Origin of the sequence: Vibrio sp. Y2-5 (assembly GCF_014596725.1) — a bacterium.
In the GTDB taxonomy this organism is placed as follows: domain Bacteria; phylum Pseudomonadota; class Gammaproteobacteria; order Enterobacterales; family Vibrionaceae; genus Vibrio.
On the sequence record NZ_JACVEG010000005.1, the window covers coordinates 21857 to 48264 of the forward strand.

The window sequence follows — 26408 nt, forward strand, 5'->3', positions numbered from 1 at the left end:
GACCCAGAATCACACATTCTGAATGAGCTTTAACCAACGGTTGGAGATTACTTTAAAATTTACTAAATGACTATTTATTGATCCTAAATGATTAAAAATTCATTTGGTGGTTTTTGTTTGTGTGATGTTGATCGCTATAAATTGTAATGCATTGCATCAATTTAGTTCATTCTTCGCGCTGAATGTGTGCAAAAGTGGGGCAGCAAAGCTTAATCAGGTCTTGAGTTTGAAGGGCTATACCAGCCATTGAGGAGCCGCTACTGATGGTGACAACAGGCTGTTCAAGAATTTGATGGTCAAAAATGACGGGCATTGATGTTTTAAGCAAGAGAGGAGTGACCGTTCCAAGCTGGTATCCGGTTATAGATTCGACATCTTTCATATTTACGCATGTCATGCGTCGCCATTGCAGAAGCGTTCGAACTTTTTTCGGATCAACACTTTTGTCTCCTGGAGCACAAGCTAGCGCTAACTGGCCGCCCATATCACGAAGCAGGATGCACTTAACCATTTGATTTGGCGTGATTCCGCGTTGATTTGCCGCATCTTCAATGGTAGTTGCAGGTGTTTGATGGTGCAGCAAGCGGAAAGCCACTTGCTGCTGTTCAAGGAATTGAGTGAGTTTTGTCTCGCTAACTTTATTCGTCATCGTTTAATGAATAAGGAAGCACTTCGATAGTCCAGCGAGTGTCCGGCTGTGAAGACAGCCTGAATTCTGTTTCTTGGTCTAAATTGTTTGGCAGTACAACCAAACCAATCGCTGTATTATCAGTAAAGGTGTAGTGAACCATAAGTTGGCCTGCTGAACGCCAGTTTTCACCGACAGAACGTTCCAACTGAACGATTTCATCGTTGCTCAATGGTGACTCTATGCTGCCTTTAACAATGTACATTGCACGCTTGTTGATGCCACGATACTTGGCTCGCGCTACGGTTTCTTGTCCTGTATAGCAACCTTTATTAAAGCTGATGCCATTTAGGGCTTGAAGGTTGAGCGCTTGTGGAATGTGCTCATTTTGCTCGGCTTGCGTTACCACTGGGTAAGCCTGCTCTATTTCAAATCGTGTCCAGAGCGATTCATCAACTTTAGCGGCTTCAGTACCATTGATGATCTTTTCTGCTTGCTCGCTGTCAACCAATAGTAGCCAACGTTGCGAATCAATCTTTACGGCACTTCCGCCTTCGATAGAGCGAACATCGCCACGAGTTTCGCTATGAGAATCAATCCAAGCTTGGGCTTGTGCACCTATTAAACCTAGAGCAATATCGCTGCTGTGGGTTATCTCAGCTTTGGAGAAAATTGCATATTTCTTTAGTTCGCGCAGTTCTACGTCGATGGCTGAAAGCGGCTGAAACATTGCATAACCATCGTTATGGTGAAAAATGCGAAAGACAGACCAGACTTTTCCTTTTGCGTCGCAATGTGCACCAAAAGTCATTTGCTCCGCTTCCAGAGAAACCACGTTACAGGTAACTTGTCCTTGCAAGTAAGACTTAGCATCTGTACCTACAATTTGAATCGCGCCCCAAGATGCTAGATGTGTGAGCATGAGCTCAGGCAAAGCGTCATCAGCATTGACAGATAGGGGAGAGAAAGTGTTTTTCCAATCCATGATACTCAACCATAGTGAACAATATTGATCTATGGTAATCCGGATAAGTTTTTTTGTCAGCTTGATTGGGACTGTGATTGAGCCCCTAGTTGATTTTTCTGTCTGTTGGTAGACTTAGCAAAATTACCGTTTGTTAGCCCTAATAACTATAAAGTGAGAAAGGTAGATGTATAACGCTGAAGAAAAAGCTCGAATTAAATGGGCATGTCGTCGTGGTATGTTGGAACTGGACGTCGTTATAATGCCATTTTTTGAAGAGTGCTTTGATGCCTTAAGTGAATCCGAGCAGAAGGATTTTGTGTCTTTGTTGGAATGTGATGACCCAGATTTGTTTACTTGGATTATGGGACATGGGCGTTCTGAAAATTTAGGCCATGCAGCAATCGTGGATCAAATTGTCGCTCATAACCTCAGCAAAGTCCGTTAAGCTAGAACTCTGCTACTCCTATACTGCCCAAGTATTCGCTGCCATTTTTTTCATGGTGTTGATATGGGCAGTCATTGTTTCCCCCATTCCTCTAGCCGCATCAGTGTGGCTACTATCTGTTTTCATACCTCGTCCATTGAGTGATTTTCTGCCGGATTCTTTACACGGTTCTGTTGAGATTGGTTTTGATGGTTATTTTATAATGAATAATCACAAGCAGTCTTTCGAGTCTGTTAGTGATCTTCAATCATTTGCTTTCTTATCTTTTCACACCAGAGGAAAACACTGGTTGTTATGGAGAGACAGTTGCCAAGAAGAGACATATCGTCAGTTATTGGTGAGACTGAAAAGAAAATAGGAGCTTAAGCTCCTATTTCTAATGTTAGGCAGATTATTCTTGCTTAAAGAATCAGCATTCTTTTGGCGAGAGAATGGTAGGTCCACTGTTTTCTAACTGCTCTGGGTAATCCAAAGTGTAATGCAAGCCACGGCTTTCTTTACGTTGCATTGCACAGCGCACCATTAATTCGGCTACCTGTAGAAGGTTACGCAGCTCCAGTAAGTTATTGGAAACGCGGAAGTTACTGTAATATTCCTGTGTTTCTTGTTGTAGCAACTGGATACGGCGTAGTGCTCGCTCTAAACGTTTATCTGTGCGTACAATACCCATGTAATCCCACATGAACAGGCGCAGTTCGTGCCAGTTATGTTGGATCACGACTTCCTCATCAGAGCTGGTGACTTGGCTCTCATCCCAAACAGGAACAGACGGCGGCATATCGATATTCTTAATGTTCTTAACAATATCTTTCGCTGCTGACCAAGCATAAACCACGCATTCCAGCAGTGAGTTAGAAGCCATGCGGTTTGCACCATGCAGTCCGGTATAACTTACTTCACCGATAGCATAGAGGTGCTTGAGATCGGTTTGACCTTGTTGATTAACTATGACGCCACCACAGGTGTAGTGTGCAGCCGGGACAATTGGAATCGGCTCTTTGGTGATATCAATACCCAAATCCATCAAACGGCGATAGATAGTTGGGAAGTGCTTTTCAATAAAATCAGAAGGCTTATGGCTGATGTCGAGATACATACAGTCCGCACCCAAGCGTTTCATTTCAAAATCAATAGCTCGAGCAACAACATCACGTGGTGCCAGCTCTGCGCGCTTATCGAAATCGAGCATAAAGCGTGAACCATCAGGACGTCGCAGGTAAGCTCCTTCACCACGAAGCGCTTCTGTTAGTAGGAAGTTGCGAGCTTCAGGGTGATACAAACAAGTTGGGTGGAACTGGTTAAATTCCAAGTTCGCCACGCGACAGCCTGCACGCCAAGCGATAGCAATACCATCGCCGGAAGAAACATCGGGGTTTGATGTATATTGATAAACTTTCGAAGAGCCACCCGTTGCAAGAACTACGTATTTAGCGCGAACGCTTTCAACGTGCTCTTCATTGCGGTTCCATACATAAGCACCAATCACTTTATTTTTATCACCGCCGACTTTATCTTCGGTAATCAGATCTAAAGCGTTGTAGCGTTCAAAAATAGAGATGTTCGGATGTTTATGAGCGTTATCCTGCAATGAAGTTTGCATTGCCATACCGGTAGCATCAGCAGCATGAAGGATTCGACGATGGCTATGGCCACCTTCACGGGTTAAGTGATAACGAGGGTTATCATCGTCATCATCACAGTCTTCTTCTCTGTCAAACGGTACACCGCCGTCAATCAGCCACTGTACACACTCTTTTGCATGTTCCGCGATAAAGCGAACGGTTTTTTCTTCACAGATACCATCGCCAGCGATGAGCGTATCCTGAACATGAGAATCAATGCTGTCAGATTCATCAAATACAGCGGCAATGCCACCTTGAGCGTAGAAAGTCGCACCTTCGCTTCGAGGTCCTTTACTCAGTACGATGACTTTGCAATGTTTTGCGATACGCAAAGCTAACGACAAGCCTGCTGCACCACTACCTATCACTAATACATCACATTGATGCTCTCGGTTTTCGTTCATAAAACTTTTAAATTCCCGAACTATAGTAGAATCGTACTACTCTATATTGAATTATTTCACTTGCTGATTTGATGAGCCTGATTGAAAAAGAGCGTCATACCAATGACAAAACTATAAAATGAATCAAGCAATTAGGAAACCGAGCTACGTGAGTCCCGCATTTAAATTGTGTTTTTAAAATAATAGTTTTTAAAAGCTATTGTTTTTATAGATTTGTATCCGCAAAATCGTTTAGGGGTTACAAACCTCGATTACATCACATTGTGCATTATGTTTGGCAATTAAATTAACACATAATTGAACTTTATCTTTTTTACTGAGTCACAATAGTGCTCATGTAAACAGTGGTGTCAATACTACATTCTGGATAATTAAAGCCCATATCTGAGAAGGTAAGGGAGATAACAATAGGAGTAACCGCTCGAATGAACGAGCAGCTAACCGATCAAGTATTGATTGAGCGAGTTCAGAATGGAGATAAGCAAGCATTTAATCTTTTAGTTTTGAAATATCAAAATAAAGTCTGCAATCTTATTTCTAGGTACGTGAGCAATTCAGGAGATGTTGCTGATGTAGCACAAGAAGCATTTATCAAAGCTTATCGCGCTATCCCAACTTTTAGAGGTGAAAGTGCGTTTTACACTTGGCTATATCGTATTGCTGTCAATACCGCGAAAAATCACATCGTAGCACAAGGGCGTAGGCCTCCTGCCACGGATGTTGATGCTGAAGAAGCTGAATTTTACGAAACTAACAATGCGTTAAAAGAAATATCGAACCCTGAGAACATTACGCTGTCGAAAGAATTGAAGCAGGCAGTGTTTAGTGCGATAGACGCGTTGCCTGAGGATTTAAAAACGGCAATGACTTTACGCGAGCTGGAAGGCTTAAGTTATGAAGACATTGCAGAGATTATGGATTGCCCTGTTGGTACGGTACGTTCTCGTATATTCCGTGCTCGTGAGGCGGTAGAAAAGAGAATCAAATCTCTTTTGTAGCGTTGGAACCAGTAAGAACCCAGTAATTGGAAAATAATGGTGAAAATAATGGCGGACAAACAACAACTTTCAGCTCTCATGGATGGAGAGATGGTCGACAAGTTGCTAATTCAAGAATTAGCAACTGATCGTGAAAGTATCGAAACGTGGAAAAATTACCACCTGATAGGTGATGTAATGCGTGGCGATGCACCCGAGAGACCGGAATGGAATATCGCTGAAAGTGTGGCATTAGCGTTGGAAAATGAACCTGCACATACCCCTTATACTGCCAATGTTACCGATTTAGATAGTATGAGAGTGGTGGAGGAGCAGCCTGCACCGCACAAAGCACGTCTACAACTACCAAAATGGTTATCTCCATTTGGTCAGGTAGCTGTTGCTGCGTGTGTCTCTTTAATTGCTATCATCGGTGTTCAACAATATGGTGCAAGTGGTTCTTCAGCTGCGGATCAACCTTTTCCTGTGCTGCAAACAGTTCCTTTATCTGGCAGTGTAGAACCTGTGAGTCTGACTCGTGAGTCAGTAAGACCAAGTATAGAATCAAATGCTCAGGAGCAGCGTCGTCGTGTTAACGCCATGCTTCAGGATTACGAACTGCAACTGAGACTAAATAGCGAGGGCTTGGGACAACACCAAGACTCAATCGAACCGGTAACTGAATGAAAAAATTTCTGATCAGTGTGTTGGCGCTGTTCAGTTTGAGCTCTACTACAGCCTTTGCAGAGGACGAATCTGCAGAGGCTTTATTGCATCAAATGAACGAAGCCAGTCAACATCTCAATTATGAACTGTCTTATATCCTGATTAAGAAAAACAGTATTGAACCTTTGCTGTATCGTCATGCTCGTCATGAACAGAAAGAATACGCTCATCTCGTTTATTTAAGCGGGCCTATGCGTGAAGTTTTTCAGCGTGACAATGAAGTGAGCTACATTGAACCCGGAGTCGAACCTTTTACCATCGAATCAGGTAATATGGTTGCGCCTACCATCCCTATGCTCAATAGCGATGTTACAGAGCTCAGCCAGTTCTATGATTTCGTGAAAATGGGACGAGCTCGCGAAGCGGGGACGCCCTGTCAAGTTGTGCGCATTGTCCCTAAAGACGGTTTAAGATATTCCTACATGCTTTGGGTAGATGAAAAAACACATTTACCATTACGGGCGGATCTCGTTGATCGATACGGTGAAGTATTAGAGCAGTATCGATCGATCTCTTACTCGGTCAGTGACAAACTGGCAGAGTTGATGGCAGGTTTTGATGATGTTCAATTACCGGAAGTGCTATCATTACCTAAAAGTAAAGTGAGTGAGACGTTCTGGTCAGTCGGTTGGAAGCCTGATGGTTTTAAATCTGTAAACCTCAATCGCTATCGAATGATGAATACCGAGCGAGTGGTTGAAAATCAGATGTTTTCAGACGGTTTGTTCAGTTTTTCTGTCTATGTTTCTTCCCGTGATGAACATTCACTGCAAGGGCAACTCATAAGACAGGGGCGCCGGACTTTACAAACGTTTATTAAGGGTGACCGTGAGGTTTCGGTAGTGGGTGACATTCCACCAGAAACGGCTAAACGTATCGCTCAATCGATTGTATTTGATAACACCAAGGCTACTGCACAATGATGACTGCGCTTGCCACTGTGATGGCTGTACAAACAAAAGAACAGGGTTTTCATGTTGAGTTGAGCTGTGAGCAGAAAACCAGTTGCAGCAGCTGCTCGTCGGCGAAAAGCTGTGGTACAGGCATTGTGTCCAAAGCAATTGGTGGCAAGTCATTACGCTGGCAGTTAGATACGGATAAGAGCGTATCTCAAGGTCAGGTCGTTGAAATCGGTTTTCCAGAAAAAAGCTTATTGCAGTCAGCTGCATTGGTTTATTTAGTTCCTCTGTTAATGATGATCCTTGGCGCTTGGCTTGCTGATAGCTGGCTTGCTCCCATGTTTGGTATGGGAGAAGGGATTGTCATTTTAACTTCACTGCTCTTCATCGGGCTGGGTATACGCCTAGCTAAAATTTGGTCTGGCTCGCTGGAAAAGCGTACAGAGCAAGAAGTGGTTCTTCTAAGGGTCCTTGGAGAGCCTATTGCCTAAATTATGATGCGATCCCAAAGGAAATTGGGTAGAATCGCCCAACTTGAATGAAAGGGCGCTTTAATTAGCCCTTCATATGTCCTAATTTGCAAAGAGTTTAGTCATCCCAAACCTATGAAGCACATTCGTAACTTTTCGATTATCGCCCACATTGACCATGGTAAATCGACTTTGTCTGACCGTTTAATCCAAGTATGTGGTGGATTAAGTCATCGTGAAATGGCAGAGCAAGTTCTTGATTCAATGGATCTAGAACGTGAGCGTGGTATCACCATCAAAGCACAGAGTGTGACACTCGATTACAAAGCAAATGATGGCGAAACCTACCAACTTAACTTCATCGACACACCTGGACACGTTGACTTCTCCTATGAAGTATCTCGCTCTCTAGCCGCGTGTGAAGGTGCATTACTTGTTGTTGATGCTGGCCAGGGTGTAGAAGCACAAACCCTAGCTAACTGTTATACGGCTATCGAAATGGATCTGGAAGTAGTGCCAATCTTAAACAAGATTGACCTGCCAGCAGCAGAACCTGAACGTGTAGCAGAAGAAATTGAAGATATTGTCGGTATCGATGCAATCGAAGCGGTACGCTGTTCAGCGAAAACCGGTCTTGGTGTTGACCTTGTTCTTGAAGAAATCGTTGCAAAAATTCCAGCGCCAGAAGGTGATCCGGATGCACCACTGCAAGCTCTGATTATTGACTCATGGTTTGATAACTACTTAGGTGTTGTTTCTCTGGTTCGCATTAAACACGGTAGCCTGAAGAAGAATGATAAGATCAAAGTAATGAGCACTGGTCAGGTTTGGAACATTGACCGTCTTGGTATCTTTACTCCGAAACAGATAGATACGACCGAACTAAACACAGGCGAAGTAGGTTGGGTAGTTTGTGGTATTAAAGACATCCTAGGCGCACCTGTGGGTGATACGCTGACTTGGGCGAAAAACGGCAGCGAGAAGCCGCTACCGGGCTTTAAGAAAGTGAAGCCTCAGGTTTATGCGGGTCTTTTCCCTGTATCATCAGATGACTATGAAAACTTCCGTGATGCGCTAGGTAAACTAAGCCTGAACGATGCGTCTCTGTTCTATGAGCCAGAAACATCAGCAGCACTAGGTTTTGGTTTCCGTTGTGGCTTCTTAGGTATGCTACACATGGAGATCATTCAAGAGCGTCTTGAGCGTGAATATGATCTCGACTTGATCACCACCGCACCGACGGTAGTGTATGAAGTGGAAATGACCAACAAACAAATCATGTACGTTGATAGCCCAGCGAAGTTGCCAGCGATCAACGATATTGAAGAAATTCGTGAACCAATCGCGCGTTGTAATATCTTAGTACCGTCGGAATACTTAGGTAACGTTATTACCTTATGTATTGAAAAACGCGGTTTGCAAGTTGACATGGTTTACCACGGTAACCAAGTTGCACTGACTTACGATATTCCAATGGCCGAAGTGGTACTGGACTTCTTTGACCGTTTGAAATCAACGTCTCGTGGCTATGCGTCTCTAGATTACAGTTTCCAACGTTTCGAAGCATCGAAGATGGTTCGTGTAGATGTTCTGTTGAATGGTGACAAAGTGGATGCATTGGCCATCATTACTCACCATGACAACGCTCAGACTCGTGGCCGTCAGTTGGTTGAGAAAATGAAAGAGTTCATTCCTCGCCAAATGTTTGATATTGCGATTCAGGCTGCTATTGGTAACCACATCATCGCTCGTTCAACAGTGAAACAGCTACGTAAGAACGTAATCGCTAAGTGTTACGGCGGTGACGTGAGTCGTAAGAAGAAACTATTGAAGAAACAGAAAGAAGGTAAGAAACGTATGAAGCAAATCGGTAACGTTGAGCTTCCACAAGAAGCGTTCCTTGCAATTCTTCACGTAGGTAAAGACTAATCGTTTTGTCTTGTCTGCAAGGTTTTACGTATTAACTCGCAAGTGAAAGAGTCTCGGCTCTTTCACTTTCGTATTTTTTAGATAAGGGAAGTCAATGGCTAATACATTCTCACTCATCTTAGTTCTTGTAACCTTGGTTACCGGAATTGTGTGGGCGTTGGAAAAATGGGTTTGGGCGAAGAAGCGCCATGAAAACGTGGCTCGTCAGTTAAAAACCGAACCCGATAGCATTGATGCCAGTTTGACGACCAAAGTTGCTCCACAGCCGTGGTGGATTGAGAATTCCGTTTCAATTTTTCCTGTGATCGCATTCGTGTTAGTACTGCGTTCATTCGTATTTGAACCGTTCCAGATCCCGTCTGGCTCTATGATGCCAACACTGCTGGTGGGTGATTTTATTCTTGTTGAAAAATACGCATATGGTTTGAAAGACCCAGTATGGCGTACACAGTTAGTGGAAACGGGCAAGCCTGAGCGCGGTGACATTGTGGTGTTCAAATTCCCGAAAAACCCAAGTATTGACTATATTAAGCGTGTAGTGGGTATGCCGGGTGATATCGTGCGTTATAGCCGAGATAAACAAGTCTGTGTGCAAAGTGCTGGCGAAGCAACCTGTAAACCTATCAAGTTGTCAAACGTGCAGGAAAGTGAGTTCAAGCAGAACGGCATTCCAATGATGAAACTTGACGAGCAGCTAGGCGAAGTGAAACACAATATTTTGATCAACCCGCTACGTATTGATGATGTTCGTCGCTATGAACCTCGTAGTGGTGTCAATGAGTGGGTTGTTCCACAAGGGCATTATTTTGTGATGGGTGATAACCGTGACAATAGTGCTGACAGCCGTTTTTGGGGCTTTGTTCCAGAAGCCAATTTAGTAGGTAGAGCTGTTGCTATCTGGGTGAGCTTTGAGTTCGACCGAGATCCTAACAGTGTCATCCCTGCTTGGATTCCAACTGGTGTGCGCTTAAGCCGCATCGGTGGCATTAACTAGGGCTGAATCGTTCAGCCCCGCAACACATCGAGAGAGTATGACTTCTCCAGTAAGTAGATTAGAAAAAAAGCTCAGTTATCAATTTAACGATCCTGAGCTTCTTGATTTGGCACTGACTCACCGCAGTGCCAATGGTAAACATAATGAACGTCTTGAATTTCTGGGCGATTCAATTTTAAGTTTTGTCATTGCTGACGACTTGTATCATCGCTTCCCTAAGATCAACGAGGGCGATATGAGTCGTATGCGTGCTACGTTAGTTCGTGGTCACACACTGGCTGAACTAGGTCGTGAATTCGAACTAGGAGATTACTTAAAATTAGGTCCAGGCGAGTTGAAAAGCGGTGGTTTCCGTCGTGATTCAATCCTAGCGGATGCGGTTGAAGCAATCATTGGCGCTATCTATTTAGACAGTGGCACTGAAGCGGTTCGCAGCATCATTTTAAGCTGGTATCAAACTCGCCTAGATGCAATTAAGCCAGGTGTGTCGCAGAAAGATCCTAAAACTCGCCTGCAAGAATTTCTGCAAGGCAGAAGAAAGCCTCTACCTGTTTACACAGTGACTAATATTAAAGGTGAAGCACACAATCAGGAATTCACTGTATCGTGTGATGTAGCAGGTATTGGAATGCCTGTGATTGGTAAAGGTACCAGCCGCCGCAAGGCAGAACAAGCGGCTGCTGAGACTGCACTAGAGCAATTAAGCAATGGCTGATAAAGAATTTGATATTGATGCATTCTTTGCATCAGAAGGCGAAGAAGTTCAAAAAGAGGCTTCTTTGCCAGAGAACCAGCACTGTGGTTTTGTTGCTATCGTAGGTCGCCCAAATGTGGGTAAATCTACGCTGCTAAACAATATCCTAGGTCAGAAGATCTCAATTACTTCGCGTAAGCCACAAACCACTCGTCACCGTATTATGGGTGTCGATACGCAAGGTGACTATCAAGCAATTTATGTTGATACACCGGGGCTACACATTGAAGAAAAACGTGCAATCAACCGTTTGATGAACCGTGCGGCAAACAGCTCTCTGAGTGATGTTAACTTAGTTCTGTTTCTCGTTGACGGCACACATTGGACTGAAGACGATGAAATGGTTCTGACTAAGCTTCAGAAAGCGAACTTCCCTGTCATACTTTGTGTAAACAAAGTCGACAACGTGAAAGATCGCAACGAAGTGATGTTGCACATGCAGGCAATGTCTGAGCGCATGAAGTTTGTTGATGTGGTGCCAATTTCTGCCAAATTAGGCAAAAACGTTGAAGTGTTGCGTAAGCACGTTCGCGACCACTTACCAAAAGCAGTTCACCACTTCCCAGAAGAGTATGTGACAGACCGTTCGCAACGCTTTATGGCTTCAGAAATTATCCGTGAAAAGCTGATGCGTTTTACTGGTGAAGAATTGCCTTATTCGGTAACGGTTGAAATTGAACGTTTCGACTACAACCCTGAAACCGACGGTTTCCATATTAATGCCTTGATTCTGGTTGAACGTATTGGTCAGAAGAAAATGGTGATTGGTAAGAACGGCGAAAAGATCAAAACTATTGGTCGCGAAGCTCGTTTGGATATGGAAGAACTGTTTGGCCGCAAAGTTTATTTAGAAACTTGGGTCAAGGTGAAATCGGGTTGGGCTGATGATGAACGCGCTCTTCGTTCATTAGGCTATATCGACGATCTATAATTTCACTGTAAAAGATTATATTCTGGCTCCATGATTGGGGCCAGTTTACTATTTGTCCTTGGTATTTCCCGCTTACGGATTCCCACACTATGTCTGACGGTTTACAGCGCTGCTTTGTATTACACCGCCGCCCATATAGCGAAACGAGCTTAATTCTGGACGTATTCAGCGAAGAATATGGTCGTTTAAGTATCATGGCAAAAGGGGCGAGAAGTAAGCGTTCAACAACCAAAGGCGCGTTGCAGGCTTTCACGCCACTGCTGTTGAAGTGGTCGGGTAATGGCTCAATGAAAACCTTGCGTCAGGCAGAGGCTATCAGTCTTGGATTACCTTTAAACGGAATATCTCTCTATTCGGCTATGTATGTGAATGAGCTTATTGGCCGGGTTTTGATGCCTGAAGTTCCTTCGCCGGGCTTATTTCATGACTACCTTACTGCACTGACCGAGCTAGCACAGAGTGACAACCCAGAACCTGCTTTACGCCGTTTTGAGTTGGCTTTGCTGTCAGCCATGGGCTATGGCGTAGACTTTATGCATTGTGCGGGAACCGGAGAGCCAGTTGACCCTAATATGACTTATCGATATCGAGAGCAGAAAGGTTTTATTGCATCGGTTAGGCGCGATAACCTCACCTTTCTTGGTAACGAATTAATTGCGATCAGTGAACGGCGCTTTAGCACAAAAGAGCAACTTCAAGCGGCAAAACGCTTTACACGTATCGCTTTAAAGCCGTATCTTGGCGGCAAACCTTTAAAAAGCAGAGAGTTGTTTAGGCAAGCAGCTCCCCCAAAATTAAATTCAAGAGGGACTCTCTCTTGAGCACGGAGTGTAGGAAAATGAGCTCAATTTATTTAGGCGTTAATATTGACCATATCGCGACAGTGCGTAATGCACGTGGTACTCAATACCCAGATCCTGTTCACGCAGCGGAAATCGCTGAGCGCGCTGGGGCTGATGGTATTACGGTTCACCTGCGCGAAGACCGTCGTCACATCAAAGATCGTGATGTACGCATTCTGAAAGAAACCATCCAGACTCGTATGAACTTGGAAATGGCGGTAACAGACGAGATGGTTGAAATTGCTTTAGAAACAGCGCCTGAATTTGTTTGTCTTGTTCCTGAAAAACGTGAAGAGTTAACCACTGAAGGTGGCTTGGATGTGATTGGTCAGTTTGAGAAAGTAAAAGCGGCAACGCAAAAACTGACAGAAGCAGGCATTAAAGTGTCTCTGTTTATTGATGCTGACCGTGAGCAGATCGATGCAGCCAAGAAATGTGGTGCTCCGTTTATCGAGCTTCACACTGGTCATTACGCTGATGCGAAAACCGAAGCGGATCAGCAAGACGAGCTGAAAAAGATTGCTGCGGCAGCAAGCTACGCGTCTGACCAAGGCATTACAGTAAACGCTGGCCATGGTCTGACTTACCACAACGTTGCTGCGATTGCTGAAATCCCAGAGATTTATGAGTTGAATATCGGTCACTCAATTATCGGTCGTGCACTGTTTGATGGTCTGCCAAAAGCGGTTGCAGACATGAAAGCAATCATGCTGGACGCGCGTCGCTAATTCGTATGATTGTTGGATTGGGAACAGACATCGCGGAGATTGAGCGCATAGAAAAGGCGCTCAATCGCAGTGGTGAGGCTTTTGCGCAGCGTATTCTGACTGAGAGTGAGCTCGAAGTGTTTACTCACTTAAAGCAGAAAGGGCGCTATTTAGCTAAACGTTTTGCGGCTAAAGAAGCCGCTTCAAAAGCACTAGGAACAGGCATCGCTCATGGTGTCAGCTTTCAAGATTTTGAAATCAGCAATGATGAGAATGGTAAACCGGTTCTTACGTTATCTGGAAAAGCGCAGCAAATTGCGCAAGCTTCCGCGGTGCGCTCCGTTCATATTACGATTTCAGATGAACGTCACTATGCAGTAGCAACGGTGATTCTCGAATCTTAATTCGAATGAGAATTTCAAATTCAAAAAAAGAGGTGCTTAAAGCACCTCTTTTTTTACACGTTAGATAACGCAGCCATATGGTTTAAACCAAATATGGGTCAGCGCTTGCTACCACTTTTTCCATTTCATCCTGAAGTTCAAACAGCTCTGGTTCGACATCTTGTACGCGGGCTCCTGAACGCAGGGTATGCTCTAGAGTCTCACATACTTTCTTCAAGCGTGGTACGCCGCTGTATGAACAGCTACCGTGAAGTTTATGAATATGGTGCAACAAATCTGTCGCAGGGTATTCATCGTCGTTGAGAGCCATCTCAATCACCTGATTGATCTCTTTGAAAGAGGCAAGCAGCATCTTGAGCATGTCTTTAGCCAAATCTTCCTTGTTTGCCGCCTGTCTTAATGCCAGCGACCAGTCTATAGCAATCATTCCATTGGCTGGTGCGGGTTCTTCAACTTGAATTTCTTCCAGCTCAATAGGTTCTTGATGTTCAAGCGTAATGGCTATATCCGTTTCGGTCTTCGGACTCCAATGAAGCAGAACTTGCTGCAAGATATGCTCTTCTATCGGCTTGGTGAGGTAATCATCCATACCCGCTTTAAGTAACCTTTCTCGTTCACCAACCATCGCATGTGCGGTGACGGCTATGACAGGCGTGTGGGTGTTGAGTTTGAGCTTCTTGATTTCGTTACAAGCAGTGACACCATCCATCTTCGGCATCTGAATATCCATTAAGATGATATCGAAGTGGCACTCTTTCGCTCGTTCAATGGCCTCTTCACCACTACTGCATGACACTACCGTTTTCACTCGTTCTTGAAGCAGAGCTGTGATCAGTTTTAGGTTGGCTGGGTTATCGTCAACCGCCATAACTGCGAGAGGTAATTGTTCGATATGAGGAATGAGTTCAACGGCTTTTTCAATCTTTGTCGCTTGATTGGCGATCAATGTCTGTAGCAGTTTCTTACGTGACAGTGGCTTAGTAATACATTGCACTGGGAATCTTTGCATTAACAAATCTGCCAGTGCCAATTCCGTACTTGGTGTACCGACAACCACATTTGCCGCCATAGACAATGCTTTCTCTACCCACTGTTCCACCAGTGATTGATCCGTTTCTTTGCTTGGCGCAAGGTTGAGCAGAACAAAATCGTAATGTTCGGAAGCGGTCGGAATCGCAGAGCGGTAAACCACATTTAATCCAGCCTGAACTAAGGTATGCTGCACGATAGAAGCCGCCTGCATGTTTGGCTCAATAAGTAGTATCTGTTTGTTACGCAGTGCTTGTGGATCCAGCCAGTCATGCATTGGCAAATCGGTGGTCATCAGACGCAAGTTAAACCAGAAGGTTGAACCTTGGTGCAGGCGGCTGGTTAAACTGATTTCGCCGCCCATTTGGCTGACCAGTTTCTGGGTAATAACCAGACCCAAACCAGTGCCGCCATATCGGCGAGAAATACTTGCATCGGCTTGGCTGAAAGCTTGGAAAAGCTGTGCTTGTTGACGTTCTGAAATACCGATACCGGTATCACGCACCATAAATTGAAGTTCAACGAAGTCATCGCGTTGAGAACGCAATTCGACACTAATATCAATGTTGCCACGTTCGGTGAACTTAATTGAGTTGCCGACCAAGTTAGTGAGTACTTGCTGAATACGCAGTGGGTCGCCCACCAAGCCAGCGGGAATTTTAGGATCCACTTTGAGGGTGATTTCCAGCCCTTTTTCGTGTGCACTTGCCGCTTGTAAGTTGACCACTTCTTCCAGCGAGTCTTGGAATTCAAACGGGATATTCTCCAGCGCAAGTTTGCCTGCTTCCAGTTTCGAAAAATCGAGAATATCGTTGATGATGGTCAGTAGGTTATTGGCTGATTTTTCGATGGTTTGTAGATAATCTGCTTGGCTGTTGGTCAGCTGAGTTTTCAGCATTTGGCGCGTAAAGCCGATTACACCGTTAAGTGGAGTACGTAATTCGTGTGACATATTGGCTAAGAATTCAGATTTCACACGCGCGGCTTCCTGCGCTCGTTTTTTCGCAATGTCTAATTCAACGTTCTGAATTTCGAGCTGTTCAAGTGTTTCACGTAGGTCAGACGTTGCTTGGTCGATACTGTGCTGCATTTCTACATGGTATTCAGACAGTGAGACAGCCATGGCGTTGATACCTTTTTTCAGGTCATCTAATTCACCATGCATGCGACCTTCAATACGCACATCTAAATGCCCGCGACGGATGCGGTCAACCACGTTTTTCATATGAATAATTGGGCGGGTAACATCGTGCATCAAGCGGAATGCAAACACGGCAGACAGCACCAAACCAAAAATCAATACCAAACAGGCTGAGAAAATTTCCTGATACTGTTGTAAACGCAGTGAAGAGAGGTCGAGCTCAATAGCGATGTAACCTAAAACCGGAGCTGACGATGTTTTTGCCGCGCTGTCACTGAACAGAGTTTCAGCCAGAATAGGGGTGCGCAGAATAAGCGTATTTTCATCGAGCTGAGAGCTGCTGAGTACCGGAATCGGCTTATCTTTCGGATACATCAAAGATTCGAAGTTCGGATGGAAGTTCGACGTTACGAAGAGCTCGTGGTTGGCATCAAACACCGCAATACTGCGCACTATGGTCGAATTTTTACGATGTGCGTAGCTGATGATGCGTCTTACCGATTCACGGCTTTGGTTTTTTAACGCTTCCTCACTGGCAATTGCCAAAGGTTCGATAATACTTGCACCCGAGTTGAGCACTTGTGTCTCTAAATCGTGATATCGGTTGAATGAGAATAACGCACTCAAAAGTAACCCGATAATCAAGGTTGGAGCCAAAGTAAGTGTAATTACACGTGCGCGTAAGCCGTATCTGGTCATTATTGTCTAAACATCATGGTGTGGATATGGGAAAATAGCCAACTATGCAGCTAGCCAACTACTCAAATTATGGTTAGCTTAATTCAAGAACCTTAGCTTCGACAATGCTCCCCAAGCAGAATAGTGACGCTGGGGCAAAAACTAATACATTAGGCACAGAACATGGCACGTTTCTTCCAACCGAAAAAGCGCAGCGCTTTAGAGACTAAACATCAAGCAGTGAGCGTTCAGAAGCTCGATCATTTAGGCGCAGGTATTGCCTATCTGGATAAGAAACCCGTCTTTATCGATGGCGCATTAGCGGATGAAGAGGTACTGATTCAGCTGACGGAAAGTAAAAGTAAGTTTGCACGCGCAAAGCTGATTAAAGTGCTCAAGCCAAGTCAGCAGCGCACTGTGCCTTTCTGCCCTCATTATGCTCAGTGCGGCGGTTGTGATTTGCAGCATCTGTCGCGTGACGCTCAGATTGAACATAAGCAGCAAACCCTGAGTCAGTTGATGACTAAATTCGCAGGGCAAGAACTTGCGCTTTCCGCTCCGGTTTCAGGGGCAGATAAAGGCTATCGCCGCCGTGCTCGTATCAGCATGATGTGGGATAAGAAAAACCAACAACTGCAGTTCGGTTTTCGCCGTAAGCAGAGTAAAGACATTGTCACCGTCACGGATTGCGCAGTATTAGAGCCCAGCTTAAATGCGTTACTACCTGAACTGAAAGCGCTGCTTAGCGGTTTTAAAAAGCCTGAACAGCTTGGTCACGTCGAACTGGTGAAAGGTGACAATACGTCGGTATTGGTGCTGCGTCATTTATCGCCTTTAGCGGATAAAGATCTTTCCGCGCTAAAAGAATTCGCGCAGCAGCATCTGTTAACGCTTTATGTTATGCCAAATGCTAATCAGCTAGATAAAGTGCTTGGTGAACAGGCTTACTATCAAGAAGTAGGTGTTACCATTCCGTTTCTGCCAAGCAATTTTATTCAGGTAAACCAGCAAGTTAACCAAGAAATGGTTGGGCAGGCTCTTGAGTGGTTGGACGTTCAAAAAGACGATCGTGTGTTAGATTTGTTCTGCGGCTTAGGTAACTTCAGCCTGCCGTTAGCAAAGTTAGCCGATAAAGTTGTCGGTATTGAAGGTGTGGATGAAATGGTAGAGATTGCGAAAAGCAATGCTCTGCACAACGAGATTACGAATGTTGAATTTTATCAAGCAAACCTTGAACAAGAGTTCGCAGGGGAAACCTGGGCACAACAGCAGTTCAACAAGGTTGTGCTTGATCCTGCTCGTGCAGGCGCGGTGGGTATTGTTGACCAACTTGCCAGTTTAGGCGCTGAGCGAGTTGTGTATGTTTCGTGTAATCCTGCTACGCTTGCTCGTGATAGCCAAAGCTTACTTGAGCAGGGTTACCAGCTCAAAAAACTCGGTATGTTAGATATGTTCCCACATACCAGCCATTTAGAATCAATGGCTCTATTTGTAAAAAGTAAAAAAGCAAAAGTGTAAAACTTGGTTAGGTAACGGACTTCCGTTGTCGAACCAGAGTAGAATAGCTCGCAAATTATAAGAATTAGGATAAAAAGATGGTCGCGGTACGTAGCGCACACTTAAACCCAGACGAACAGTTTGAGCTAGAAAAGTGGATTTCTAGTTTACGGCAAGACCCAAAAACAGCGGCAAAGCTTACAGAGGTTTATCACCAATGTGAGCACTTCTTAGTGGGTAACGCCAAAGGCCCACTATTATTATGGCGCGGTCGCGAAATGATCGAAATTTTGATCACTTTATCGATGGACCGTCCAACGCTGGTGGCAGCGTTATTGTTCCCAATTGCGACCAGTGGCTTAGTGGATCGCGAAGAAGTTGAAGAACATTACGGTAAAGAGATCATTAAATTAATTGCTGGCGTCGAAGAGATGGCAGCGATTGGTCAGTTAAATATCACCATGCAGGGTAGTGAAGCGTCAGCACAAGTCGATAACGTACGTCGCATGCTGCTGGCGATGGTGGACGACTTCCGTTGCGTGGTCATCAAACTTGCGGAACGAATCTGTAATCTTCGTGAAGTGAAAGATCAACCGGATGAGGTTCGTCGCTCGGCGGCAAAAGAGTGTGCCAACATCTATGCTCCACTGGCGAACCGTTTAGGTATCGGTCAGCTTAAGTGGGAAATCGAAGACTACGCATTCCGCTACCAACAGCCAGACACTTACAAACAGATTGCGAAACAGCTTTCTGAGCGTCGTATTGTTCGTGAACAGTACATCCGTGATTTCGTTGATAACTTAAGCGCGGAAATGAAGGCGTCGAACATCAATGCCGAAGTGAGCGGGCGTCCGAAGCACATTTACAGTATCTGGCGCAAAATGCAGAAGAAGAATCTGGCATTTGATGAACTGTTTGATGTGCGCGCCGTGCGTATCATCGCTGATAAACTGCAAGACTGCTATGCTGCGTTAGGTGTTGTACATACTCAGTTTAAGCATCTTCCTAGCGAATTCGATGACTATGTTGCGAACCCGAAACCGAACGGTTATCAGTCGATTCATACTGTGATTCTTGGCCCTGAAGGCAAAACCATTGAAATTCAGATCCGAACTAAGCAGATGCATGAAGAGTCGGAACTTGGGGTTGCTGCGCACTGGAAATACAAAGAAGGTGCAAGCAGCGGTCGTAGCGGTTACGACGAGAAAATCACTTGGCTACGTAAACTGATTGATTGGCAAGAAGAGATGTCTGACTCAGGCGAGATGTTGGATGAACTTCGCAGCCAAGTGTTTGATGACCGTGTGTATGCCTTTACGCCGCGTGGTGATGTTGTAGACCTGCCAATGGGCGCAACGCCACTGGATTTCGCATACCACATTCACTCTGAAGTGGGGCATCGTTGTATCGGCGCCAAAGTCGGTGGGCGTATTGTGCCATTCACCCATAAACTCCATATGGGTGATCAAGTTGAAATCATCACGTCGAAAGAACCAAACCCGTCTCGTGACTGGCTAAACCCAGCAACGGGCTTTGTTCACTCTGGACGAGCTCGCGCGAAGATCAATGCTTGGTTCCGTAAACAGAGCCGTGAGAAGAATCTCGAAGCCGGACGTGAAATTCTAGAAACAGAATTAGCGAAAATTGGGGCGACGCTGAAGGACGCAGAGCAGTACGCCTTGAAACGATTTAACGTCAACAGTGCTGATGAACTCTATGTTGGTGTTGGTAGTGGCGACTTACGTATTAACCAAATCGTCAACCACATCAATGCGCTAGTGAATAAGCCGACCGCGGAAGAAGAAGACAAACTCGTTCTTGAAAAACTCAAGGGAGACGAGTCGAAATCGTCAGCTCCTCATCGTCCGCAAAAAGATGCGGTAGTGGTTGAAGGCGTCGATAACCTGATGACGCACCTTGCGCGTTGTTGTCAGCCGATTCCGGGTGATGAAATCAAAGGTTATATCACTCAAGGTCGGGGGATTTCGGTACACAGAAGCGATTGTGAACAGTTAGAAGAACTGAGTCACCACGCACCTGAACGTATCATTGATACCGTTTGGGGCGCTGGATTTATGGGTTCTTACATCCTGACCTTACGAGTGGAAGCGATGGAGCGTGTAGGCTTGTTAAAAGACATCACTAGTCTGCTGGCAAACGAGAAGGTAAAAGTGCTTACCATGAAGAGTCGTAGTGACTACAAACGCCAAATTGTGACCATGGATTTCGAACTAGAGGTCAACAACATCGAAATTCTGGCTCGCGTGTCTAAGCGAGTAGAACAAGTTAAAGACGTCATGCTTGTTAAACGTCTTGGTTAATTCTATATAACAGATTGAAATTGAAGGTAAGTGGTTCGCCACTTACCTTTTTCTTTTCTATCCCTAATCACCGCTTGCTGGTGGATATTTTTAAGGAAACAGATATGAGTCATCCAATCGAGCAGTTAGTCGACATTATGGCGAAATTGCGTGACCCGGAAACAGGGTGTCCTTGGGATAAGAAGCAGACTTTTGAAAGCGTTGTTCCATACACCATTGAAGAAACCTATGAAGTGGTGGATGCCATTCACAATCAAGATTGGCTCAATTTAAAAGAAGAGCTCGGTGACTTACTGTTTCAGGTGATTTTCTATAGTCAGATGGCTCAGGAAAAAGGTTTGTTCGACTTTCGCGATGTGGTTGAGACGGTGAATGAAAAGCTGACTCGCCGCCATCCTCATGTTTTTTCGGATGCAAAATTTGCTGATGAAGCGGAACTGAATGCCAATTGGGAAAAGGAAAAATCCCTCGAAAAAGCTCAAGTAGGCAAAAGCGAGCAAAGTATTCTAGACTCTATACCACAATCGCTGCCAGCGTTATCGAGAGCGAATAAGATTCAAAAAAAATGCGCAAAATACGGTTTCGACTGGGAGACTTTAGGTCCAGTTGTAGACAAAGTGCATGAAGAAATTGAAGAAGTGGTTGCCGAAGCCATTAATATTGATGTTGATGAGGCGAGAGTTGAAGAGGAACTGGGTGATTTGCTGTTTGCCACGGTGAATTTAGTCCGTCACCTGAAAAAAGATCCTGAAGTCGCTCTAGCCAAAGCTAATCGTAAATTTGTAAGGCGCTTTCAAGGTGTTGAAACTCAAGTGAGAGAGCAGGATAAAACCTTGACGGACTTTTCATTGCAAGAGCTAGATGGCATGTGGGAGCGAGTGAAAAGAAGGGAAAAAGGTCTTGAATAAAGGTCTGAATACGACCTTTTGAGACAAAATTAACTCAATTAAATTACTTTGTTTGCATTCTGCGATAAGGCTATTTGATTTGAAGCAAAAAATTAAAAACTGAGTGTGATAGATTTCACGTTGTGGCGGTAATTGGGTTCTGGTATAGTTTCGTCCCGTCCAGAAGAAATCCATTTCCCTCATTCAACCAATTTCAGGTTAAACATGACGACAAATTATATTTTTGTTACTGGCGGGGTTGTATCCTCACTAGGTAAAGGTATTGCAGCAGCATCGCTTGCGGCTATTTTAGAAGCTCGTGGTCTTAAAGTGACTATGATGAAGCTTGACCCTTACATCAACGTTGATCCAGGCACAATGAGCCCTACTCAACACGGTGAAGTGTTTGTCACGGAAGATGGCGCTGAAACAGACCTTGACCTTGGTCACTACGAACGTTTCATTCGTACTAAGATGACCAAGCGCAATAACTTTACTGCTGGTCGTGTTTATGCTGACGTATTACGTAAAGAGCGTCGTGGCGATTACCTAGGTGCAACTATTCAGGTTATCCCGCACATCACTAACGCTATCAAAGACCGTGTAATCGCGGGCTCCGAAGGTCACGATGTGGCTATCGTTGAGGTTGGTGGCACTGTTGGTGATATCGAATCTCTACCATTCATGGAAGCGATTCGTCAGTTGGCAATCGAAGTCGGCCGTGAACACGCAATGTTCATGCATTTGACTCTCGTTCCTTACCTTGCTGCGGCAGGTGAAGTGAAAACTAAGCCAACTCAACACTCTGTAAAAGAACTGCTTTCTATCGGTATTCAGCCAGACATTCTAGTATGTCGTAGCGACCGTATGATCCCAGCCAACGAACGTAAGAAGATTGCTCTTTTCTGTAACGTTTCTGAGAAAGCAGTAATTTCAATGAAGGACGTAGATTCAATCTACAAGATCCCTCAATTGATCAAATCTCAAGGCTTGGATGATTTGGTTTGTGCTCGTTTCGGTATCAATGCTCCTGAAGCTGATCTATCAGAATGGGAACAAGTGATTTACGAAGAAGCGAATCCAACTGGTGACGTTGTTATCGGTATGGTTGGTAAGTACATTGAACTACCAGACGCTTACAAATCGGTAAACGAAGCACTGAAACATGCTGGCCTAAAAAATCGTTTGAATGTAACGATTAAATATGTAGATTCTCAAGACGTAGAAACTCGTGGTTTCGAAGTTCTGCACGGTCTTGATGCAATCTTAGTTCCGGGTGGCTTTGGTGACCGTGGTATTGAAGGCAAGATTATGGCTGCCCAATACGCACGTGAAAACAAGGTTCCTTACCTAGGTATCTGTCTAGGTATGCAAGTAGCGCTTATCGAGTTTGCTCGTAACGTTGCTGGTATGGAAGGTGCACATTCAACAGAATTTAACAAAAACACTAAGTACCCTGTGGTAGGTTTGATTACTGAATGGGTAGATAGTGAAGGTAACGTTGAAGAGCGTACTGAGACTTCTGATCTTGGCGGTACAATGCGTCTAGGTTCTCAGCTATGCCACCTAGAGAAAGGTACTAAAGCTTACCAACTATACGGTAGCGCGACGATCCATGAACGTCACCGTCACCGTTATGAAGTAAACAACAATCTTCGTCCGCAGATTGAGAAAGCTGGCCTAAAAGTTTCAGGCTTATCTGCTGACAAGAAATTGGTTGAAGTGATTGAGAACCCTGCTCACCCATGGTTTGTAGCAGCGCAGTTCCATCCAGAATTCACATCAACCCCTCGTGATGGTCACCCATTATTTGCTGGTTTCGTGAAAGCAGCGGGTGAGTTCCAACGCGGTGAATCTGAGAAGTAACAAGGATATGGACAGTTGCTTTAAGTTGTGCAGCTGTCCTTTATAGTTTTGACATTTAAATTCAACGAGAGGAAACATTAATGTCTAAGATCGTTAAAGTTCTAGGTCGTGAAATCATCGACTCACGTGGTAACCCAACTGTAGAAGCTGAAGTACACCTAGAAGGCGGTTTCGTTGGTATGGCAGCTGCTCCATCTGGCGCATCTACTGGTTCTCGTGAAGCTCTTGAGCTACGCGATGGCGACAAATCACGTTTCCTAGGTAAAGGTGTTCTTAAAGCAATCGCTGCTGTAAACGGTCCAATCGCTGACGCTCTAGTTGGTAAAGATGCTAAAGACCAAGCTGCTATTGACCAAGTGATGATCGACCTAGACGGTACTGAAAACAAATCTAACTTCGGTGCTAACGCAATCCTAGCTGTTTCTCTAGCAAACGCTAAAGCAGCAGCTGCTGCTAAAGGCATGCCTCTATACGAGCACATCGCTGAGCTAAACGGCACTGCAGGTCAATTCTCTATGCCTCTACCAATGATGAACATCATCAACGGTGGTGAGCACGCAGATAACAACGTTGATATCCAAGAATTCATGATTCAACCAGTTGGCGCTGCAACTCTTAAAGAAGCTGTACGTATGGGTGCGGAAGTATTCCACAACCTAGCTAAAGTTCTTAAGTCTAAAGGTTACAACACTGCTGTTGGTGACGAAGGTGGTTTCGCTCCTAACCTAAAATCTAACGCTGAAGCGCTAGAAGTTATCGCAGAAGCAGTTGCAGCAGCTGGTTACGTTCTAGGTAAAGACGTTACTCTAGCTATGGACTGTGCAGCATCTGAGTTCTACGACAAAGACGCTGGCATCTACAACATGAAAGGCGAAGGTAAAACTTTCTCTTCTGAAGAGTTCAACCACTACCTAGCTGGTCTAGTTGAAAAATTCCCTATCGTTTCTATCGAAGATGGTCTAGACGAGTCTGATTGGGATGGTTTCGCACACCAAACTAAACTTCTAGGCGACAAGATCCAACTTGTTGGTGACGATCTATTCGTAACTAACACTAAGATTCTTGCTCAAGGTATCGAGAAAGGCGTTGCTAACTCTATCCTTATCAAGTTCAACCAAATCGGTTCTCTAACTGAGACTCTAGCTGCAATCAAGATGGCTAAAGACGCAGGTTACACAGCAGTAATCTCTCACCGTTCTGGCGAAACTGAAGATGCAACTATCGCTGACCTAGCGGTAGGTACAGCTGCAGGTCAAATCAAAACTGGTTCTATGAGCCGTTCTGACCGTGTTGCTAAGTACAACCAACTTATCCGTATCGAAGAAGCACTAGCTGGTCGTGCTCCTTTCAACGGTCTTAAAGAAGTTAAAGGTCAAGCTTAATTCTTAATTGAGTTAATATTGATTTTATAAACTTTGAAACCCTCGCTTCGGCGGGGGTTTTTGTTTTAATACGGGTGATGAAGAGCGATGAGCCGTTCTGACCGTGTTGCTGCTATACCTAAAAGAAAGCAACCAACTTATCCGTATCGAAGAAGCACTAGCTGGTCGTGCTCCCCTTTCTTTTTACAAGAAGCGGTCTTAAATAAGTTAAAGGCCAAGCTTAATTCTTAATTGAGTAAAGTTAAGCTTTTAGAAACGCTCCACTTCGGTGGGGCGTTTTTTGTTTGGGGCTCGGGTGATAAGGTCAGTAAGTATCGAACACAAACACACATTAATTCATCCATGAAGCTCCAATTTGCCATCCATGGCAAATAAGGTTTGTTTATCGATACTCACTGACCTTCCTTATACATTTTCAGAAACTATCTGTTCTGAATTATTTTGCTGAAGGGGGAATAGGTATGCTGGAGCAAACATACAAGGGCATGGATGCCCTTGTTTAAGTGCACATGGATGTCTTGAACGGTTTGCGGAAGTATTCCTATTCCTTCCCGATAATCAAAGACGAAATCGTCTCAATCCGTCTTTTCTCTAGTTCATCGCGAATCGCTTTGCCCTGAAAGCCATCGGCAATAATATCCTTCACTCCGATACTCAGTGCGGCTTGATACGCAGCCTCAAATAGTGCTTTTTGCGGGTAAGGGTTCTCTTCACAACCTAAACGACCTGAGTGATCTGCCTGACAGCAGAGTAGCACCTCTTCTAAACGCTCTGGCTTTCGCCACACGTCAAGTTTATTGAGAATTTTGAGTTTGGTACTGGCTTTCAGCTCTGCTGCTCTGTGGATGTTTGAGTGCTGCTCACAAACCAGTAGCGCCAACTCTTTAAACTCGTTGGGTACTCGTACTCGTTCACACAGCTTCTTGATGATTTTAATGCCTGTATGACAATGCATTTTATGACTTGGCCATTCAGACTCAGGTGTGACACCTTTACCTAAATCATGCACTTGAGAGGCAAATCGTACTGTCAAAGATGAAGAAAGCTGAGCCGCTTGTTTCGCCACCATAAGAGTGTGAATACCGGTATCAATTTCTGGATGCCACTTTTCCGGTTGAGGAACACCAAACAGACGATCGAGTTCAGGAAGTACGACTCTTAAAGCGCCACAATCTCTCAGTACAGACAGAAATACTTCAGGGTTTTGAGTTGAAAGGGACTTATACCACTCCTGCCATACACGTTCTGCGGTCAAGTGCTCAAGCTCGCCGCTATCAGCAATTTGTCTCATCAAAGCCATGGTCTCTTCTGCAACCGTAAAACCAAGATGGGTCAGCTTTGCAGCGAAGCGGGCTAAGCGTAGAACACGAAGAGGATCTTCAATGAAGGCGTCGGAGACATGGCGCAAAATGCGATCATTGAGATCACGCTGACCGCCATAAGGATCGACAAGTGTGCCATCTTCAGCTTGTGCCATCGCATTAATCGTAAGATCGCGCCTGATCAAATCGTCTTCCAACGTGACATCTGGTGCAAAGTGACATTCGAAGCCTGTGTAGCCAGCACCGGATTTTCGCTCAGTACGGGCAAGCGCATATTCTTGCTTGGTTTTAGGGTGCAAGAAGACAGGAAAGTCTTTGCCAACGGCGGTAAAACCTTGGCTTAGCATTTCATCAGGGCTACTTCCCACCACAACCCAGTCCTTATCGTAAACAGGGATGTCGAGTAGTTTGTCGCGAACGGCGCCGCCAACTAGGTAAACTTGCACTAAACTGCCTCAAAAATCATTAATGTCATTGGATAATCATCAATGGCAATGATACTTTGCCTATATACTCAAGTCACCTCAAGATGCAGGATTCAAAGCTTCATCAACGAGTTGAGTATATTCACTTTGATAGAGGCAGG

General features: G+C 44.7%; 22 protein-coding genes. 17 read left to right on the forward strand and 5 right to left on the reverse strand.

Going from position 1 to position 26408, the window contains the following annotated elements; genetic code table 11:
• Positions 1 to 166: 166 nt before the first annotated feature.
• Both HUO09_RS13685 and ygfZ read right to left on the reverse strand, forming a co-directional pair.
• Positions 167 to 649, reverse strand: a complete 483-nt coding sequence (locus HUO09_RS13685) for an aminoacyl-tRNA deacylase (protein ID WP_188234341.1) — start codon at positions 647 to 649, stop codon at positions 167 to 169.
• Positions 639 to 1613 carry a tRNA-modifying protein YgfZ gene (gene ygfZ / locus HUO09_RS13690; RefSeq protein ID WP_167410448.1) on the reverse strand — a complete coding sequence of 325 codons (975 nt, stop codon included), beginning with the start codon at positions 1611 to 1613 and terminating at the stop codon, positions 639 to 641. The genes HUO09_RS13685 and ygfZ overlap by 11 nt, the downstream gene beginning before the upstream one ends.
• A gap of 166 nt (positions 1614 to 1779) precedes the next feature.
• Between ygfZ and HUO09_RS13695 the strand changes: the two genes are divergently transcribed.
• The gene (locus HUO09_RS13695; protein WP_167410447.1) at positions 1780 to 2040 is read left to right on the forward strand and encodes a succinate dehydrogenase assembly factor 2; all 261 of its coding nucleotides are present in this window, start codon (positions 1780 to 1782) and stop codon (positions 2038 to 2040) included.
• Positions 2041 to 2449: 409 nt separating this feature from the next.
• On the opposite strand, the gene nadB is transcribed toward HUO09_RS13695, so the two are convergent.
• The gene (gene nadB / locus HUO09_RS13700; protein ID WP_167410446.1) at positions 2450 to 4066 is read right to left on the reverse strand and encodes an L-aspartate oxidase; all 1617 of its coding nucleotides are present in this window, start codon (positions 4064 to 4066) and stop codon (positions 2450 to 2452) included.
• Between the two features lie 425 nt (positions 4067 to 4491).
• Between nadB and rpoE the strand changes: the two genes are divergently transcribed.
• The 11 genes from rpoE (at position 4492) to acpS (ending at position 13699) form a co-directional block, all read left to right on the forward strand.
• On the forward strand, positions 4492 to 5064 hold the full coding sequence (rpoE, locus tag HUO09_RS13705; RefSeq protein ID WP_102940929.1) for an RNA polymerase sigma factor RpoE: 573 nt from the start codon (positions 4492 to 4494) through the stop codon (positions 5062 to 5064).
• Between the two features lie 48 nt (positions 5065 to 5112).
• A complete protein-coding gene (locus HUO09_RS13710) occupies positions 5113 to 5730 on the forward strand; it encodes a sigma-E factor negative regulatory protein (protein WP_188234342.1) in 618 nt (205 codons plus the stop codon).
• Complete coding sequence (rseB, locus tag HUO09_RS13715) at positions 5727 to 6692, forward strand: sigma-E factor regulatory protein RseB (protein WP_188234343.1); 966 nt, start codon at positions 5727 to 5729, stop codon at positions 6690 to 6692. The genes HUO09_RS13710 and rseB overlap by 4 nt, the downstream gene beginning before the upstream one ends.
• Positions 6689 to 7159, forward strand: a complete 471-nt coding sequence (locus HUO09_RS13720; protein ID WP_167410443.1) for a SoxR reducing system RseC family protein — start codon at positions 6689 to 6691, stop codon at positions 7157 to 7159. Before rseB ends, HUO09_RS13720 begins: the two co-directional genes overlap by 4 nt.
• A 114-nt stretch (positions 7160 to 7273) precedes the next feature.
• Entirely contained in the window at positions 7274 to 9067 is a 1794-nt protein-coding gene (gene lepA / locus HUO09_RS13725) for a translation elongation factor 4 (RefSeq protein WP_188234344.1), read from the forward strand.
• A gap of 94 nt (positions 9068 to 9161) precedes the next feature.
• Complete coding sequence (gene lepB, locus HUO09_RS13730) at positions 9162 to 10061, forward strand: signal peptidase I (protein WP_167410441.1); 900 nt, start codon at positions 9162 to 9164, stop codon at positions 10059 to 10061.
• A gap of 37 nt (positions 10062 to 10098) precedes the next feature.
• Complete coding sequence (gene rnc, locus HUO09_RS13735) at positions 10099 to 10776, forward strand: ribonuclease III (RefSeq protein WP_167410440.1); 678 nt, start codon at positions 10099 to 10101, stop codon at positions 10774 to 10776.
• Positions 10769 to 11746: a GTPase Era gene (gene era / locus HUO09_RS13740; RefSeq protein WP_188234345.1), complete on the forward strand. Its 978-nt coding sequence runs from the start codon at positions 10769 to 10771 to the stop codon at positions 11744 to 11746. The genes rnc and era overlap by 8 nt, the downstream gene beginning before the upstream one ends.
• A gap of 89 nt (positions 11747 to 11835) precedes the next feature.
• A complete protein-coding gene (gene recO / locus HUO09_RS13745; RefSeq protein WP_167410438.1) occupies positions 11836 to 12567 on the forward strand; it encodes a DNA repair protein RecO in 732 nt (243 codons plus the stop codon).
• A 17-nt stretch (positions 12568 to 12584) separates the two neighbouring features.
• Positions 12585 to 13316: a pyridoxine 5'-phosphate synthase gene (gene pdxJ / locus HUO09_RS13750; RefSeq protein ID WP_188234346.1), complete on the forward strand. Its 732-nt coding sequence runs from the start codon at positions 12585 to 12587 to the stop codon at positions 13314 to 13316.
• 5 nt (positions 13317 to 13321) lie between these two features.
• Positions 13322 to 13699 (forward strand): holo-ACP synthase, encoded by a 378-nt coding sequence (gene acpS, locus HUO09_RS13755; protein ID WP_188234347.1) that lies wholly within the window; start codon positions 13322 to 13324, stop codon positions 13697 to 13699.
• A gap of 82 nt (positions 13700 to 13781) precedes the next feature.
• Here the strand turns inward: acpS and barA are convergent, their stop codons facing one another.
• Positions 13782 to 16568 (reverse strand): two-component sensor histidine kinase BarA, encoded by a 2787-nt coding sequence (gene barA / locus HUO09_RS13760; protein ID WP_188234348.1) that lies wholly within the window; start codon positions 16566 to 16568, stop codon positions 13782 to 13784.
• 162 nt (positions 16569 to 16730) lie between these two features.
• On the opposite strand from barA, the gene rlmD reads away from it, so the two are divergent.
• The 5 genes from rlmD to eno all read left to right on the forward strand — a co-directional run bounded on the left by rlmD (position 16731) and on the right by eno (position 24500).
• On the forward strand, positions 16731 to 18065 hold the full coding sequence (gene rlmD, locus HUO09_RS13765; RefSeq protein WP_188234349.1) for a 23S rRNA (uracil(1939)-C(5))-methyltransferase RlmD: 1335 nt from the start codon (positions 16731 to 16733) through the stop codon (positions 18063 to 18065).
• Between the two features lie 77 nt (positions 18066 to 18142).
• Positions 18143 to 20365, forward strand: a complete 2223-nt coding sequence (gene relA / locus HUO09_RS13770) for a GTP diphosphokinase (protein WP_188234350.1) — start codon at positions 18143 to 18145, stop codon at positions 20363 to 20365.
• Between the two features lie 104 nt (positions 20366 to 20469).
• Positions 20470 to 21273, forward strand: a complete 804-nt coding sequence (mazG, locus tag HUO09_RS13775) for a nucleoside triphosphate pyrophosphohydrolase (RefSeq protein WP_167410432.1) — start codon at positions 20470 to 20472, stop codon at positions 21271 to 21273.
• Positions 21274 to 21477: 204 nt separating this feature from the next.
• The gene (locus HUO09_RS13780; protein WP_167410431.1) at positions 21478 to 23118 is read left to right on the forward strand and encodes a CTP synthase; all 1641 of its coding nucleotides are present in this window, start codon (positions 21478 to 21480) and stop codon (positions 23116 to 23118) included.
• Between the two features lie 80 nt (positions 23119 to 23198).
• Complete coding sequence (gene eno, locus HUO09_RS13785) at positions 23199 to 24500, forward strand: phosphopyruvate hydratase (RefSeq protein WP_167410430.1); 1302 nt, start codon at positions 23199 to 23201, stop codon at positions 24498 to 24500.
• 541 nt (positions 24501 to 25041) lie between these two features.
• Here eno and HUO09_RS13790 read toward each other — a convergent pair.
• The gene (locus tag HUO09_RS13790; protein WP_188234351.1) at positions 25042 to 26268 is read right to left on the reverse strand and encodes a multifunctional CCA addition/repair protein; all 1227 of its coding nucleotides are present in this window, start codon (positions 26266 to 26268) and stop codon (positions 25042 to 25044) included.
• Positions 26269 to 26408: the final 140 nt, after the last annotated feature.